This is a genomic window from Subtercola frigoramans (genome assembly GCF_016907385.1).
GTDB classification, from domain to species: Bacteria; Actinomycetota; Actinomycetes; order Actinomycetales; family Microbacteriaceae; genus Subtercola; species Subtercola frigoramans.
Genome location: NZ_JAFBBU010000001.1, coordinates 2,521,409 through 2,537,154 on the forward strand (window position 1 = coordinate 2,521,409; position 15,746 = coordinate 2,537,154).

12 protein-coding genes are annotated in these 15,746 nt (G+C 65.4%); 3 read left to right on the forward strand and 9 right to left on the reverse strand.

The genetic code is table 11. The annotated features are described in order from the left end of the window. Nucleotides 1-20: 20 nt before the first annotated feature. From proB to rplU, 4 genes are all read right to left on the reverse strand, one after another. Entirely contained in the window at nucleotides 21-815 is a 795-nt protein-coding gene (proB, locus tag JOE66_RS11805; protein WP_205109690.1) for a glutamate 5-kinase, read from the reverse strand. Continuing rightward, nucleotides 812-2,440, reverse strand: coding sequence for a GTPase ObgE (gene obgE, locus JOE66_RS11810; protein WP_205109692.1), 1,629 nt, complete (start codon nucleotides 2,438-2,440; stop codon nucleotides 812-814). Before obgE ends, proB begins: the two co-directional genes overlap by 4 nt. Before the next feature lie 122 nt (nucleotides 2,441-2,562). After that, nucleotides 2,563-2,844: a 50S ribosomal protein L27 gene (gene rpmA / locus JOE66_RS11815; RefSeq protein WP_205109694.1), complete on the reverse strand. Its 282-nt coding sequence runs from the start codon at nucleotides 2,842-2,844 to the stop codon at nucleotides 2,563-2,565. 15 nt (nucleotides 2,845-2,859) lie between these two features. Then, nucleotides 2,860-3,168: a 50S ribosomal protein L21 gene (gene rplU / locus JOE66_RS11820; RefSeq protein WP_205109696.1), complete on the reverse strand. Its 309-nt coding sequence runs from the start codon at nucleotides 3,166-3,168 to the stop codon at nucleotides 2,860-2,862. 281 nt (nucleotides 3,169-3,449) lie between these two features. Here rplU and JOE66_RS11825 point away from each other — a divergent pair, with 281 nt between their 5' ends. Beyond that, nucleotides 3,450-5,336 (forward strand): putative glycosyltransferase family protein, encoded by a 1,887-nt coding sequence (locus tag JOE66_RS11825; protein WP_205109698.1) that lies wholly within the window; start codon nucleotides 3,450-3,452, stop codon nucleotides 5,334-5,336. Between the two features lie 7 nt (nucleotides 5,337-5,343). Next, entirely contained in the window at nucleotides 5,344-5,622 is a 279-nt protein-coding gene (locus JOE66_RS11830) for a DUF4031 domain-containing protein (RefSeq protein ID WP_205109700.1), read from the forward strand. Between the two features lie 5 nt (nucleotides 5,623-5,627). Here JOE66_RS11830 and JOE66_RS11835 read toward each other — a convergent pair whose 3' ends face one another. Next, nucleotides 5,628-8,486 carry an Rne/Rng family ribonuclease gene (locus JOE66_RS11835; protein WP_205109702.1) on the reverse strand — a complete coding sequence of 953 codons (2,859 nt, stop codon included), beginning with the start codon at nucleotides 8,484-8,486 and terminating at the stop codon, nucleotides 5,628-5,630. 338 nt (nucleotides 8,487-8,824) lie between these two features. Between JOE66_RS11835 and JOE66_RS11840 the strand changes: the two genes are divergently transcribed. Beyond that, entirely contained in the window at nucleotides 8,825-9,469 is a 645-nt protein-coding gene (locus tag JOE66_RS11840) for a vitamin K epoxide reductase family protein (RefSeq protein ID WP_307827177.1), read from the forward strand. A 10-nt stretch (nucleotides 9,470-9,479) separates the two neighbouring features. Here JOE66_RS11840 and ndk read toward each other — a convergent pair whose 3' ends face one another. From ndk to ileS, 4 genes are all read right to left on the reverse strand, one after another. After that, nucleotides 9,480-9,899 carry a nucleoside-diphosphate kinase gene (ndk, locus tag JOE66_RS11845; protein ID WP_205109706.1) on the reverse strand — a complete coding sequence of 140 codons (420 nt, stop codon included), beginning with the start codon at nucleotides 9,897-9,899 and terminating at the stop codon, nucleotides 9,480-9,482. A 77-nt stretch (nucleotides 9,900-9,976) separates the two neighbouring features. Beyond that, nucleotides 9,977-10,417, reverse strand: coding sequence for a DUF4233 domain-containing protein (locus JOE66_RS11850; RefSeq protein ID WP_307827178.1), 441 nt, complete (start codon nucleotides 10,415-10,417; stop codon nucleotides 9,977-9,979). Then, nucleotides 10,414-11,847: a bifunctional folylpolyglutamate synthase/dihydrofolate synthase gene (locus JOE66_RS11855; protein WP_205111940.1), complete on the reverse strand. Its 1,434-nt coding sequence runs from the start codon at nucleotides 11,845-11,847 to the stop codon at nucleotides 10,414-10,416. Before JOE66_RS11855 ends, JOE66_RS11850 begins: the two co-directional genes overlap by 4 nt. A 283-nt stretch (nucleotides 11,848-12,130) precedes the next feature. After that, the gene (gene ileS, locus JOE66_RS11860; RefSeq protein ID WP_205109708.1) at nucleotides 12,131-15,601 is read right to left on the reverse strand and encodes an isoleucine--tRNA ligase; all 3,471 of its coding nucleotides are present in this window, start codon (nucleotides 15,599-15,601) and stop codon (nucleotides 12,131-12,133) included. Nucleotides 15,602-15,746 lie beyond the last annotated feature (145 nt).

The window sequence follows — 15,746 nt, forward strand, 5'->3', positions numbered from 1 at the left end:
CCGACCCGAGATGGGCGGTCTCAGGCGTGCTGGGGAACGAAGAACGTACCGACCGGATGCCCGGCGAGCGCTTCGTTCACGAGCGACGCACTCGTCACCAGAACGGCGGTGCCTGCGTCTGCCGCGAGGCGCGCCGCCGACACCTTCGTTGCAGCTCCCCCGGTGCCGACACCAGCCGCACCGATGTCGCCGAACGTCACATCGCTGAGCAGGTCGCCCACCGGCACGTCGACGATCTTCACGGCACCCGCTTCGTGGGGAGGACGTGTGTACAGGGCATCGACGTCGGAGAGCAGCACCAGCAACTCGGCCCTGACCAGGATCGACACGAGGGCAGCCAGCCGGTCGTTGTCGCCGAAACGGATCTCGTGCGTGGCGACGGTGTCGTTCTCGTTCACGATGGGCAGGATCCGAAGGCCCAGAAGCCGCTCCATCGCCCGCTGGGCGTTCGAGCGGTGGCTCGGATTCTCGAGGTCGCCGGCGGTGAGCAGCACCTGGCCCGCCACGATTCCGAAGCGGTCGAGGCTGTCCTGGTAGCGGTAGATGAGCACGTTCTGGCCGACGGCCGCGGCAGCCTGTTGGGTTGCGAGGTCGGTGGGCCGGGCATCCAGTTGCAGGTAGGGCATACCGGTGGCGATCGCACCCGACGAAACGAGGATGACCTCGGTGCCGCGACCGTGCGCAGCAGCGAGCGCTGCGACGAGCGGGCCGATCTGGCCGGCATTCTCGCCGCTGATCGACGAGGAGCCGACCTTCACGACGACGCGCCTGGCCGCGACGATCCCGTCACGCGACGAGAGGAGACTGCGTGTCACGCGTCATCCTTGTCACTGGGGCGCTCCGCCTGTGATTCAGCGGCATCGTCGACGCTGGATGCGCCGGCGCCTGCTGCAGCAGCGGCGAAGTCCGCCTCGGTGAACTCGGAATCCCCGAGACCGTCTGCCTCATCGCCCCAGAGGCCGGCTTCTTTCTCACGGACGAGTTCAGCGCGCGCGGCAGCCTTGGCATCCATCATCTCGACGTAGCGCTCGCGACGGGTCTGGTTGGTGCGGCGAGGATTGATGTCGAGGCGCGGGTCGGTACCGCGAGGTGCCGTGACCAGTTCGGCCGTCGAGGTGAGGGTCGGCTCCCAGTCGAACACGATGCCGTTGCCCGGGCCGATGACGACGGTCGAGCCGCCCACGGCCCCCGCGCGGAACAACTCGTCTTCGACGCCCAGCTTGGCGAGCCGGTCGGCGAGAAAGCCGATGGCCTCTTCGTTGGTGAAGTCTGTCTGTGCGACCCAGCGTTGGGGCTTGCCGCCCAGCACCCGGTAGATGTTTCCGAACGACCCACCCTCGACTTTGACGACGAAGTCAGCATCGTCGACAGCCTTCGGCCGGATAACGATGCGCGGCTTCGCCTGTTCGAGCTGGGCCTCGGCGCGCGCCTTGGTGACAACCTCGGCGAGAGCGAACGAGAGCGCAGGCAGGCCCTCATGGCTGGCGGTCGAGATCTCGAATACGCGGTAGCCGCGTGCCTCGAGGTCAGGGCGAACCATTTCAGCCAGGTCGCGCGCTTCGGGCACGTCGATCTTGTTGAGTGCGATCAGCTGCGGGCGGTCGAGCAGCGGGAGCTGGCCCTCTGGCACCGGGTAGGCGGCGAGCTCGGCGAGAATGATGTCGAGGTCGCTGATCGGGTCGCGATCGGGCTCGAGCGTGGCGCAGTCGAGCACGTGCAGAAGGGCGCTGCACCGTTCGACGTGCCGAAGGAATTCGAGACCGAGGCCCTTGCCCTCGCTGGCGCCTTCGATGAGCCCGGGAACATCGGCAACGGTGTAGCGCACCTCGCCGGCCTGAACGACACCAAGGTTGGGGTGCAACGTTGTGAACGGGTAGTCCGCGATCTTCGGTTTCGCTGCCGACATCGCCGCGACGAGGCTCGACTTGCCGGCGGAGGGGTACCCCACGAGGGCGATGTCGGCCACCGTCTTGAGCTCGAGAAAGATGTCGCCTTCCCAGCCGGGAGTGCCCAACAGCGCGAAACCGGGAGCTTTGCGCTTGCTCGACGAAAGGGCCGCGTTGCCGAGGCCCCCCTGGCCACCGGGTGCGACGACGATACGGATGCCCGGCTCGTCCATGTCGACGAGAGTGTTGCCCTCCTCGTCTTTCACGACGGTGCCTACCGGCACTGGCAGGATCAGGTCTTCGCTGGAGAAGCCGCTACGGTGGTCGCCCATTCCCGGGCCACCGTTCTCACTGACACGGTGGGGCCGGCGGTGGTATTCGAGAATGGTCGTCGTCTGCGGGTCGCTCACGAGAACGATGTCTCCGCCGTTGCCGCCGTTGCCGCCGTCGGGGCCTGCAAGCGGCTTGAACTTCTCCCGCTTGATCGACACGCAGCCGTTGCCGCCGTTTCCGGCGCGCAGATGGAGGGTTACTTGGTCAACAAACGTTGCCATTTGCTCTCCTAACGAAGGGTTGAACGAAAAAACGCAGGGCCAATGAAACGAAGACGCCGGCCAATGAAACGAAAGAAGGGGCGGGCCGAAGCCCGCCCCTTCTCACAACAAGAGGTACCTGACTAGGCAGACACCAAGGCAGCCTCAGCCGCCACCGGAACGACAATATTGATGACCTTGCGGCCACCCTTCTGGCCGAACTCGACAGAGCCTGCAGCCAGAGCGAACAGCGTGTCGTCGCCGCCACGGCCGACGTTGACGCCGGGGTGGAAGTGCGTGCCACGCTGGCGAACGATGATCTCGCCAGCGGAGACGACCTGACCACCGAAGCGCTTCACGCCGAGTCGCTGCGCGTTGGAGTCACGACCGTTGCGAGTGGAACTCGCGCCCTTTTTGTGTGCCATTTGTTCTACCCAGCCTTACTTGATCGTGGTGACCTTGACACGAGTCAGCTCAGAGCGGTGGCCCTGGCGCTTCTTGTATCCGGTCTTGTTCTTGAACTTCTGGATGACGATCTTCGGCCCACGGAGGTCTTCGAGGACCTCTGCGGTGACCGTGATCTTGGCCAGCGACTTCGAGTCAGACGTGATCTTCTCACCGTCGACCAGCAACACCGCTGCCAGCTGGATGTTGCCGTCTTTGTCGGCCTTGATGCGGTCGAGGGTGACGATCGTGCCAACCTCTACCTTCTCTTGCCGACCACCGGCGCGCACAACTGCGTAAACCACTTCACGTACCTATTCTCTCAAAGGGCTGAAGCCACACGCTTCTGCGCACAACCGCACGCAGAAACCTTCTGCAAACCCGGGGGTAAAAATCTGGAGTCGGATGCGCGGGCAAAGCCGTGCGCGCACCAACGGTCTACTTTACTTCACGGTGGCACCCGGGTCAAACGCGCCGCACAATCGACCTGCCTCGATAATACTCCGAAGCGAAGTAGGATGCTGTTCGGCCATAGGGCGCTCGGCCTGCGCCGGCCCGCAACAGCATCTAGAGGAGCCAGCTTCCCGTGACTCAGACCGTTACCATCGATGCTGCTGGCGTCGAGGACCCCGAAATGATCTTCGCACGGCCGCTGAGTCTCGTGCGGCCGGCCCTGGCCGTCGCCGCCATTGTCGGAGCGATTGTGCTCCACGTCGGACTGCAGTGGAGCAACCTCCTGCAACGCACCGACTTCGCGTGGAGCTCGTTCCGGTCGTACTTCGCCGGAGACCAACTGTCGTACATGTCGATGGTGACGAATGCCGCTGACGGCCGGCTCGCCAACGTCGAACCGTTCACCAACACCGGCACAAACAACTACCCGCACCTCTACTACTACGTCATCGGCACCATCTCCCGTATCACCGGCATCAATCCCCTGCAGGCGTGGTCGGTGGGCGGTCTGGCCGTACAGGTCGTCCTGATCGCCGCGATTGCAACGACTCTGTACGTACTCACGCGGCGCTGGTGGATGCCGATCCTCGCTCCCCTGCCGTTCCTCCTGGGTACCTTCGCCGTCTACCTGCAAGACGGTAACTGGTTCACGAACCTGAGCTCCCACGCTGTTCTCTGGGGGGCCTTCGGGGTGTTCTTCACACTCAACGGAGAAACAGCAGCTCTCTCCCTCGGTTCGATCGGCATGTTGGTCATCCTGTCGACGTTCGTGAGAGTCGATTCCGTGTGGAAACGCCGGGTGCTCTACAGCCTCGGCGCGGCATGCATAGGCCTGGCGGCCAACGTGCAGACCTACGGCTTCCTGGTGTGTGTCTACCTGGCCATCTTCGTGGTCGCCACGTATGCGCTGGTCACAGCGAAGCGCCGATGGATGATCATCCTCTCGCTGGTGCTCGTCGTCGCCGTCTTCCTGCTCGGCCCTCTGGTGGCGGGCCGATTGGGGCCGCTTGCGGCGCTCGCTTTCGGCCTCGCCCCCGCACTGCCGGGTATCGTCGTTCTCGTTCTGCGCGTCAAACTCGATGCCATTCTTCCGCTGGTCGCGCTCGTTGTCGCGGCGTCCCCGCAGGTGATCGGCACGGTGTTCGGCCTGCTCTCGAAAGATCCCTTCCTGGTCTACCGGGTCTCGTCATCCAAAGACCTGGGGGTCGACTGGCGCGGAATCGTCGCTGCGCTGCCGATTCTCCTGCCGCTTCTGGCGATCATGGCTGCGGGAATCCACCGCAGAAAGCCCTTGTGGCTCGCCTTTCCGATCGGGGCGATCGCTGCCTGGGCCCTGACGGCGACGAATGACGTGTGGGGTGCGAACCAGGAACCGTACAGGTTCTGGCTCGATATGTTCTGCATTGTGGGGTTCACTACCCTTCCCGTCGGGGCGATGGTTGCGATCGACTACCTCGGGGCGAGACCTCTTCTGACCCGGCGAGGCTTCTTCCCTCGCCGGAGGGCCGCCCAGTCGACGGTCGCGACGGTGCTCGCGCTGACCAGCGTTGCCGTCTGCGGGGTTGTCATCTTCATCTCCTCGGCAGACTTCCGGGCGTTCAACAAAGACACCGTCTTCCACTCGCTCATGAACCTCAACACGCCGCGGCTGAACGCCTTGGGAGAGCTCGCCGACGAGGTGCCCAAGACCGGCCATGGTCTGGTCAGCACCGACAATTGCGTCGATCAACTCTTACTCAAGATCTCGTCTGATGGCGGGCCGATCGCGAGCTTCAACGCTGGAATGGCGTGGCCGGCGCTGTATGCAGAGGTGCATCAGGTTGCCGCTGAGAAAGACAACGGTGTTCTCGATCTCGCATCCACACGAGCGGCAGACGTTCAGTGGTTGCTGACCGACAGCGCGTGCACGCCGGTTGACTGGGGCACGGAATACGCCGCAGATCTCACGAAGGTCGATTCCCGGGAGTACACGACGGGCGACGCGACGGCCACCGTCACCCTCTGGGCGCTGAAGCGGTAGATCCCCGGTGACCGTGTTCATCGATCTTCCGCGGTGGCCCGCCCACAACACGCTGTGGTCGCACCTGGTCAGCGACACCTCCCTCGACGAGCTGCATCACTTCGCAGCCCTTCTCGGGGTGCCGAGGCGCGGCTTCGACCTCGACCACTACGACCTGCCGTCAGAGCGCTACGACGATGCCATCGCCGCCGGCGCGGTGCCGGCGTCGATGCGCGAGATCGTCGAGGCTTTGCGGTCGAGCGGCCTGCGCGTCACCGCCCGAGACCGCCCGACCAAGAGTCGCTAGTCGCGCTACGGCTTCTCGACCGGGGCGCTCAGGGCGGCCGTCGAAACACGACGGTTCCGCGAGCGACCCTGGCCGGGCTGCTTGGGCTCGGGCAGTGCGTCAAGAACAGACCCGAGCAGCTTGTCGGCGTCTTCACGCTTGCGATTCTGAACGACAGGTGTTGACACCGGAATATCGATGATCGGCAATTCGACGCGAGGTGGTTCCGTGGTGGCGGCTTCGTCACCCAAAACCGGCATGGCCCGGCTCGCCTGTTCAGGGGCTTCCGTCGTCAGCGGAACTTCTGCTTCGGCAGCGACAGCGGCCTCGGCTTCGGCAGCACTGTCACCAGCGTCGGAACGACCACCTGAGGCCTCGGCTCGGGCTTCGGCGTTCGCCGCGGCGCGCTGGCTTCGCGAACGGCGCGAATTGCGGCGTGAGCGCTGCGACAACTCGGCCCTGGGGCCTTCATCTGCACCCGCGTCGTCTGAGGGAGTCGGACCGGCATCCGATCGGGATTCGGCCGGTGCGGTCACCCCCGGGTGTGAAGACGGCTCGAATTCGGGCGACCCGGCAATCGTCTCCTCGATGGCGGCAACCAGGCCCGCGAGAGCCTCCTGCGCCTCGGGGCTCGATGCTGCCGCTGCAGATGCCCTCGACTGATCGGTCTTGGCGACGTTCGCACCGGCGATCGTGCTCGCGGCGATCTTGGCAAGCGCCGACTGGGCTGCAGGGGTGATGCTGTGGGTGACGCCAGTGGAGTGCGAACCGTTCGAGCTGCCCGACCCGTTGCCGTTCGAGCCACCGTTCTGCGAACCATTGGAGCCGTTGTTGTTCGAGCCGTTTCCGTTCGAGTTCTGAGAGCCGCCCTTGTTGCGGGCCCGGCGCTCGGGCTGGGGGGTCTGGCCCTTGTGCTTGGCGGCGTCGTGGTTGATGATCACGCCGCGACCGGCGCACACCTCACATGGTTCGCTGAATGATTCCAGAAGACCGAGGCCGAGCTTCTTGCGGGTCATCTGCACGAGCCCGAGCGACGTGACCTCGGCGACCTGGTGCTTCGTTCGGTCGCGGCTGAGGCATTCGACGAGGCGACGGAGCACGAGGTCGCGGTTCGACTCGAGCACCATGTCGATGAAGTCGACCACGATGATGCCGCCGATGTCACGGAGGCGCATCTGGCGCACGACCTCTTCGGCCGCCTCCAGGTTGTTCTTCGTGACGGTCTCCTCGAGGTTTCCGCCTGACCCGACGAACTTGCCGGTGTTGACGTCGACCACGGTCATGGCCTCGGTGCGGTCGATCACGAGCGAGCCACCGGAAGGCAGCCAGACCTTGCGGTCGAGAGCCTTCTCGATCTGCTCATTGATACGGAAACGGTCGAAGGGATCGGCCTCACTGTCAAAGATCTCGATGCGGTCGACCAGATCCGGAGCCACCTGTGCGAGGTATGTCTCGATCGTCGCCCGAGCATCGGAACCGCTGATCACGAGCTTGCCGAAGTCCTCGTTGAAGACGTCGCGGATGATCTTGACGAGCAGGTCGGGCTCGCCGTGCAGCAGCGCAGGCGACTGCAGGGACTTCACCTTGTCGCTGATGGAGGACCACTGCTCGATCAGGCGCTGCACGTCGAGCGTGAGCTGCTCCTCGGTGGCGCCCTCGGCTGCGGTGCGCACGATCACGCCGACGTTGTCGGGCAGCACCTCCTTGAGGATCTTCTTCAGGCGTGCACGTTCGGTGTCGGGGAGCTTCCGCGAGATACCGTTCATGTTGCCGTTCGGCACGTACACGAGGTACCGGCCGGGAAGCGAGAGCTGGCTGGTCAGGCGGGCGCCCTTGTGGCCCACCGGATCCTTCGTGACCTGCACGAGAACGGTGTCGCCCGGCTTCAGCGCAAGCTCGATACGGCGGGGCTGGTTGCCGGTGTCGGCGGCCTCCCAGTCGACCTCGCCGGAGTAGAGTACGGCGTTGCGCCCGCGGCCGATGTCGACGAATGCGGCCTCCATGCTGGGCAGCACGTTCTGGACGCGGCCCAGGTACACGTTGCCGATCAGCGAGGCTTCTGCCGACTTCGCCACGTAGTGCTCGACGAGCACCCCGTCTTCGAGAACACCGATCTGGATGCGATCCTGGCTCGACCGCACGATCATCGAGCGGTCGACAGCCTCGCGGCGCGCAAGGAATTCCGCCTCGGTGATGACCGGGCGTCGGCGGCCGGCGTCACGCCCGTCGCGACGGCGTTGCTTCTTCGCCTCGAGCCTCGTCGAACCCTTGATGCGCTGTGGCTCGGTGATGAGCTCAGGGGCCTGCGCTTGGCGCGGTGGGCGAACCTTGACCACGGTGTTCGGCGGCAGGTCGTCTGGCAGGCGGCTCTCGTCGCCGCTGCGGCGACGGGTGCGACGGCGCACAGTTGTGTCTGTGTTGCGGTTCGACCGGTCATCGCCGCGATCGTCACGATCGCCGTCGTTGTCGTCGAAATCGTCGTCATCGCCTCGGTACTGGGGAGCCCTCGGCGGAAGCGGCTGGATGTCGGGGGCCTGGAACAGCAGCGACGTCGTCGGTCGGGGTGTCGTCGCGGGCGGTGCCGCAGGGGCCTGGTTGAGGTCTGGTTCGAGCCACGGCTCGTTCGATTCGTTTTCTGACACGGAAACCTTCACATTCGTCGCGGTCGACGAAGCCGGGCCCGGTGCGGCAGCAGAGGTCTCTGCAGGCAACGCGGAAATGGGCTGGCGTTCGTCACGCTGGGAGTCGGCGAGCCTGTCGGCTCGCAGTTGTTCTTCTGCAGCGGCAAGAGACTCGGCCTCTTTGCGCGCTTTACGCCCGCCGAAAAGGCGCGAACGCCGTTTCACGGGCGGGTTGTTCTCACTGTCGATATGGTCTTCCACCATTGCTGGTGCACTCCTAGCCCTGGCAAGGCGACCGCGCCACCCGCCGGGGTACTCTCTCGTGCTAACCCCGGATTTCTCCGGAGCCGCAAATTCTTGACGTTCACGACTGTCGTCTTCACGGCCGGCTCATGAGCTCTGGCCGTTGTACGTGTCGCATATTCGTCTACAAGTTGTTCAGGACGGCTGACGTTCGCTGTGCGCTTCGGGTGCGCTACTGCTCAGTTGACCGGCCCGATAAGCCTTCTCTGCTGCCGACCCGAGCGCGGCTCGGGAGGCATCCGACAATTATCGCACGCATTCCCAGATTGGGGGTGAACGCCGTGTGCCATAATCCGACAGTGAGCACTGACCAAGGCACCCTGACCCCGACAGAAGACGACGACAGCGTGACCCCCCGTCGCACTGTCGCCTTCGCGATCTTCATCGTGATCGCCGGCCTCATCGGCCTCGCTGCCTCGTTCGCGCTCACGATCGAGAAGATCGAAACGCTGATCAACCCGTCGTACGTGCCCTCATGCAACATCTCGGTGCTGGTGAGCTGCGGGCCCAACATGGCCAGCTGGCAGGGCTCGCTCTTCGGATTCCCGAACGCGATCATCGGCGTCGCCGCCTTCGCAATCGTGGTGTGCGTCGGCGTGTCACTGCTTGCCGGTGCCACCTTCGCCAAGTGGTACTGGATGCTCTTCAATTTCGGCATCGTGCTGGCACTGGTCTTCGTGATCTGGCTGATGTCGCAGAGCATCTTCGTGCTCGGAACTCTCTGCCCCTACTGCATGGTGGTGTGGACCGTTGTGATCGCACTGTTCTGGTACGTCACGGGCTACAACCTCAAAGAGGGCAACATTCCGGTCGGCGAGAATGTACGCCAGATTGCTGGGCTGTTCTTCCCCGTGCTCTGGCTGTTCGCAGTGGTGTGCTACCTCATCATCTTCGTGCTCGCCCAGCTGCGCCTCGACGTCATCGCGTCACTGCTGCACAGCTGACCCAAGTTGCTCAGAACCAGAGGGCGAGCTCGCGGGCCGCCGACTCCGGCGAGTCGCTGCCATGAACGAGGTTCTGCTGAACCTTGACGCCCCAGTCACGGCCCAGGTCACCGCGGATGGTGCCGGGCGCAGCCGTCGTCGGGTCGGTCGTGCCGGCGAGGGAACGGAAGCCCTCGATGACCCGGTTGCCCGCTACGCGCACGGCGACGATGGGGCCGCTCTCCATGAACTCGATCAGCGGCTCGTAGAACGGCTTGCCGAGGTGCTCCTCGTAGTGGGCGGCGAGCAGGGCGCGCTCGGGCTCGAACAGCTTGAGGTCGACGAGCTGGTAGCCCTTCGTCTCGATGCGGCCGAGGATCTCGCCGATCAGGTTGCGGGCAACACCATCGGGCTTGATGAGGACGAGGGTTTCTTCAACGTGAGCGGTCACGGGTCTCCACTTTCAGCAGGGTTTCGGTCGGTTCTACCCTAACGGGCATGACCAACGGGAGAATGCGATCACGAGGTTCACGCCCCGCTGGCGAGCTGAGCGTTCTCGCGATCTATGCGCGCTCCCTTGACCATGCAGTAGATCCACATCGTGCCGAAGAGCACGGCGACGACCAGCATCAGGGGCACGAGGAGCGCGGACGCCAGGATGAGCCCCTGGAGCGTCCACCCCATGATGATGCCGATGGGGCGCGACAGCAGCGGAATGGTCGCCAGCAGCAGGATGCACAGCGCTGCGCCCCCGCCCAGGGCCACGAACGGAGGCAGAGCCTTCAGGCCGAACACGGCCAACGTCGCGAGGAACATGATCACCGACTCGAAGCCGAGCACGATCGAGGCAAGGCTCTCGCGAACGCTGCGCTGGCGCCGCGGGCCACGGACCCGCCCACCTCTGGCGGCCGAACCGGCGACCGGTTCCCCTGCCCCGCCCGCGTCGCTGGGTGGACTCTCGTCGCTCACGGTTTCCACCCCTCATCGCCGGCAAGGGTGATGATCTCACCCACCAGCGTGATCGAGCCGGTCACGAGCACGGCGCCGGTGTCGGATTCCGACGCGGAGTCCCTCGCGAGATTCGCGGCCTCCCTCGGGTCGAGTTCGAAGACGACCCGGTCGGCCCCGGCGATCCCCACGACGATGCTCGCCAATTCATCGGCGTTGATGGCCCGCTCCGACGAGGACTGCGTGACGATGAACTCCGAGACGACCGGCTCGAGCGCGCGGATGATGCCATCGGCGTCCTTGTCGGCCAGAACGCTGATCACGGCGACGATCTTGTCGAAGGAGAAGTACTCCTTCAGTGCCGCAGCGAGCGCCAGCGCTCCGCCGGGGTTGTGAGCAGCATCCACCAGCACCGTCGGCTCGGTGCCGATGAGCTGAAGGCGCCCGGGAGCGGTGACGGTGGCGAACGCCTCGATGAGCACGTCTTCGACGATCGCAGTCGACCCCCCGCCGAGGAACGACTCGACGGCCGCGACGGCAACCGCCGCGTTCTGGGCCTGGTGGTCGCCGTAGAGCGGCAGGAACACGTCGCGGTACGTTCCGGCGAGCCCCTTGATCGAGATGACCTGGCCACCGACCGCGACGCTGGTCGAGAGCAGGGAGAACGCCGACCCCTCCGCGGCGAAGGTCGACTCGGTGAGCTCGGCCGCGCGTTGCAGCTCGGCGAGCACCTCCGGCACCTGCCTCGAGGTGATGACCTGGGCGGCCGGTTTCACGATGCCCGACTTGGTGCGGGCGATCTCGGCGACCGTGTTGCCGAGCCGGGCAGTGTGGTCGAGCGAGATCGGCGTGAAGACGGCGACCTGGCCGTCGGCCACGTTGGTCGAATCCCACTCCCCACCCATGCCGACCTCAATCACGGCGACGTCGATCGGCGCTTCGGCGAACGACGCGAAGGCCAGCACCGACAGCGCCTCGAAGAACGTCAGGCGGGGTTCTCCGGTGCCCTCGAGTTCAGCATCCACCAGCTCGAGGTAGGGCTGGATGTCGGCCCAGTTCTCGGCGAGCGCCTCGTTGCTTATCGGCCGGCCGTCGATCATGATGCGCTCGTTCAGCCGTTCGAGGTGGGGGCTGGTGAACAGCCCCGTGCGCAGGCCGTAGGCGCGCAGAATGCTCTCGGTCAGGCGGCTGGTGCTCGTCTTGCCGTTCGTGCCGGTGATGTGGATGATCGGGTAGGCCCGGTGCGGGTCACCCAGCATCTCGACCGCACGCCGTGTCGCCGAGAGCCGTGGCTGCGGCGCTGCCTCTCCCAGGCGCAACTGCAACTGCCGGAACACCTCGTCTCCTGCTTCGACGAATTCGTCGGGCAGATCGTCGTAGTCGGAGTCGCCGTTCTCACCATCGGCGCGATTCTGGCGGTCGACCAGCTGGGTGTCGTAGGCATCGGCCATGTCGAATTCGCTGGGATCTTCACCGAAGATGTCGTCATCGTCATCGTCGTAGTCGTTGCCCGCCTCCTCGGCCTTCGACGCCCGGTCGCTCCGGTCGGCCGTGCTGGTGTCGCGGTGCACGCCGTCTCCGGGGTCGTCTCCGTACCCGTCGCTGGCGATCACCTCGTCGTAGAGCGTGTGCAGCTCGTCGTCGGGATTGCGCACGGGTCGACCTCCGTCGAGCGCCTGTTCGCTCTCGTCCGGAGCCTCATCGTCGTTCGTCCCGTTGCTGTTTGCGCCCTTGTCAGACATTGGTGGTTCCTCCTGCGCGGCTCACGGCCACAATGAAAACATCGGTGTTCGCGTAGCGATTCTCATCGATGCGCGCGTAGTGTTCCGGTGCGACCGAGACGAAGCGCCCGATCCACTCGGAGGCCAGCACTTCACGATACTGCCCGAGTTCGGGCGCGCCGCTGGGTGAGACCACGGTGAATGTCGTCGACAGCGTCTCGGCATCGATGGCGACGTTCGCGGCACTCCTCACGGCAGCGGCGTCAGCGTCGGAGAAGAACACCAGGTCGAGCACGATGCGGTCTGACACGTCGAATCCTGCAGCCTTGCGCGTGTCCTGCACCGCTCGGATCACGTCGCGGGAGAGGCCCTCCGCCTCGAGCTCGGGGGTCGTGGCCGTGTCGAGCAGGGCAAAACCTCCGCCGGGCAACAGTGCGAGGGCGTGCGAGCGCCGCGGGGCATCCGGTGCGGGCTCGGCGTCGATCCCGGCGGACGTCTCGGGGGCGTCATCGGGGGCCGTCTCGAGCACCAGTTCGTACTCAGCAGGCTCGAGCTCGATGCCGCCCGCGGTGACGACGCCGTTCTCTTCGAACCACTCCCCGGTGCGGGCGGCCTTGATCGCCTGTTGCACTCTCTTGCCCAGGCGTGGGCCCGCCGCACGGGCGTTCACTGTGAGCCGGCTTGTGATGCCGAAATCCGCGGCGCTGGTGGGACCCTGCTCGACGAACGTCACCGTCTTCACGTTGAGTTCTTCGCGCAGGATGTATTCGAAGCGGGCCAGACCCTCGACGTTCTGGGTCACGACGGTGAGATTCGGCAAAGGCAGCCGCACGCGTTTGCCGCTGGACTTGCGAAGCGAAAGCGCTGTGGAGCTGATCGCGCGGATCTGATCCATCGTCTGTACGAGCGCCGGGTCCGCCGGAAAGTCGTTCTCGTTCGGCCAATCCTCGAGGTGCACACTGCGACCACCGGTGAGGCCTTGCCAGACGGCCTCTCCCACCAGCGGGATCAGCGGCGCGGCGACCCGCGTCACCGTCTCAAGCACCGTGTAGAGCGTATCGAACGCGGCGGTGTCGGTGCCCGACCAGAACCGGTCACGCGAGCGACGAACATACCAGTTCGTGAGCACGTCGCCGAAGTCCCGCAACTTTGCCGCCGCGAGCGTGGAATCCAGCGCATCGAGATCGCCGGCGACATCGCGGACGAGCTCGCGCGTCTTCGCCAGCAGGTACCTGTCGAGCACGTCGCTCGACGATGTCGACCACTGTGCGTCGTACCCGTCGGGGTGCTCGGCACTGGTCGCGGCGTTGGCATAGAGGGTGAAGAAGTAGTAGGTGTTCCACAGGGGCAGGATGAACTGCCGGACCGCCTCGCGGATGCCCTCCTCTGTGACGACGAGGTTGCCCCCGCGCAGCACCGGCGACGCCATCAGGAACCACCGCATGGCATCGGAGCCATCGCGGTCGAACACCACGTTCACGTCGGGATAGTTGCGCAGGCTCTTCGACATCTTCTGGCCGTCGCTGCCGAGCACGATGCCGTGGCTGATCACGTTGGTGAAGGCAGGCCTGTCGAACAACGCGGTCGAGAGCACGTGCAGCAGGTAGAACCAGCCGCGCGTCTGCCCGATGTACTCCACGATGAAGTCGGCCGGGCTGTGCTCGTCGAACCACTCGCGGTTCTCGAAGGGGTAGTGCACCTGCGCAAACGGCATCGAGCCGGAGTCGAACCACACATCGAGCACGTCTTCGATGCGGCGCATCGTCGACCGGCCCGTGGGGTCGTCGGGATTGGGGCGGGTCAGTTCGTCGATGTACGGGCGGTGCAGGTCGGTCGGCCGCACCCCGAAGTCACGTTCGAGCTCGTCGAGCGAGCCGTAGACGTCGACGCGGGGGTAGGCAGGGTCGTCGCTCTTCCACACCGGGATCGGCGACCCCCAGTAGCGGTTGCGCGAGATCGACCAGTCGCGGGCGTTGCCCACCCACTTTCCGAACTGGCCGTCCTTGACGTTCTCGGGCACCCACTCGATCTGCTGGTTGAGCTCTTCCATGCGGCCCCGGAACTCGGTGACCCGCACGAACCAGCTCGACACGGCCCGGTAGATGAGGGGGTTGCGGCACCGCCAGCAGTGCGGGTACGAGTGCTCGTAGCTCGCCTGGCGCAACAGCCGGCCCTCGGCCTTCAACAGCTGGGTGAGCGGGCGGTTGGCCTCGAACACCTGCAGGCCCGCGACTTCGGTGATGTTCGGCAGGAAGCGCGCCCCTTCGTCGACCGAGATGATCACAGGGATCCCTGCGCGCTCGCAGACCTTCTGGTCCTCTTCGCCGTAGGCAGGGGCCTGGTGCACGATCCCGGTGCCCTCGGTCGTCGAGACATAGTCGGCGACGAGGATCTGCCACGCGTTCTGGGTGCCATAGGTCTCGGTGTCGGCGTAGTGGTCCCAGAGGCGGTCGTACGTGACGCCCTCGAGTTCGTGGCCGGTGATGGTGCGCGAGACGGCGGCCTGGGCATCCGCTGCCGAGCCGTAGCCGAGATCTTTCGCATAGGAACCGACGAGGTCTTCTGCGAGCAGGTACTCGGCACCCAGGACCTCGGTGGCACCCGGCGATGGATGCCCGCCAGCTCCTTCACGAACGACCTCCGCATCGGCCGTGCCGCTGGGCCCCGACGGCACCACGGCGTACCTGATGTTCGGGCCCACCGCGAGCGCGAGGTTCGTCGGTAGCGTCCACGGAGTCGTCGTCCACGCGAGCGCACGCACGGCGGTCAGCCCGAGAGCCTCGGCCTTCGTGCCGACCAGCGGGAACGTCACCGTGACGGTCTGGTCCTGGCGCATCTTGTAGACGTCGTCGTCCATGCGCAGCTCATGGTTGCTCAGCGGAGTCTCGTCATGCCAGCAGTAGGGCAGCACGCGGAAACCCTCGTAGGCGAGCCCCTTGTCGTGCAGCTGTTTGAAAGCCCAGATCACGCTCTCCATGTAGCTGATGTCGAGCGTCTTGTAGTCGTTCTCGAAGTCGACCCAGCGAGCCTGGCGAGTGACGTACTCCTGCCACTCCCCCGCGTACTGCATGACTGATGCCCTGGCGGCCGCATTGAACGTACCGATGCCCATCGCTTCGATCTCGCTCTTCTCGGTGATGCCGAGCTGGCGCATCGCTTCGAGTTCGGCCGGCAGCCCGTGGGTGTCCCAGCCGAAGCGCCGGTCGACGCGTTTGCCGCGCATGGTCTGGAAGCGCGGGAACAAGTCTTTGGCGTACCCGGTCAGCAGGTGGCCGTAGTGCGGCAGTCCGTTGGCGAACGGCGGCCCATCGTAGAAGACCCACTCTTCGGCTGTCGCGCGCCGGGCGATCGATGCCTCGAAGGTACCGTCTTCCTTCCAGAAGCCGAGTACCCGCTCTTCGATTGCCGGAAAGCTCGGCGAAGGTGAGATGCCGAAGGCTGCGCCGGGCTCTGGGCTTTCGGGGCTGGATTTCGGGTAGGTCATGGCTCGCGGTTCTCCTGGAGGGCTCTGTGTGCTGCTGCCTGTTCCACGAGGACGCCCTGGTCAACCCTGGCGCGGTACCACCCCGCTTACCCGGCGACTGCCGGGCCCGGGAGGGGACCAGTTCGTGCCGAGTCGCTCATTCTGC

What these genes read in the sequence shown, in the direction of transcription:
- ileS (WP_205109708.1), bottom strand. Translation starts at nt 15,601, where the DNA reads ATGACCTACCCGAAATCCAGCCCCGAAAGCCCAGAGCCCGGCGCAGCC.
- rpmA (WP_205109694.1), bottom strand. Translation starts at nt 2,844, where the DNA reads ATGGCACACAAAAAGGGCGCGAGTTCCACTCGCAACGGTCGTGACTCC.
- JOE66_RS11855 (WP_205111940.1), bottom strand. Translation starts at nt 11,847, where the DNA reads ATGGCCGATGCCTACGACACCCAGCTGGTCGACCGCCAGAATCGCGCC.
- JOE66_RS11835 (WP_205109702.1), bottom strand. Translation starts at nt 8,486, where the DNA reads ATGGTGGAAGACCATATCGACAGTGAGAACAACCCGCCCGTGAAACGG.
- obgE (WP_205109692.1), bottom strand. Translation starts at nt 2,440, where the DNA reads ATGGCAACGTTTGTTGACCAAGTAACCCTCCATCTGCGCGCCGGAAAC.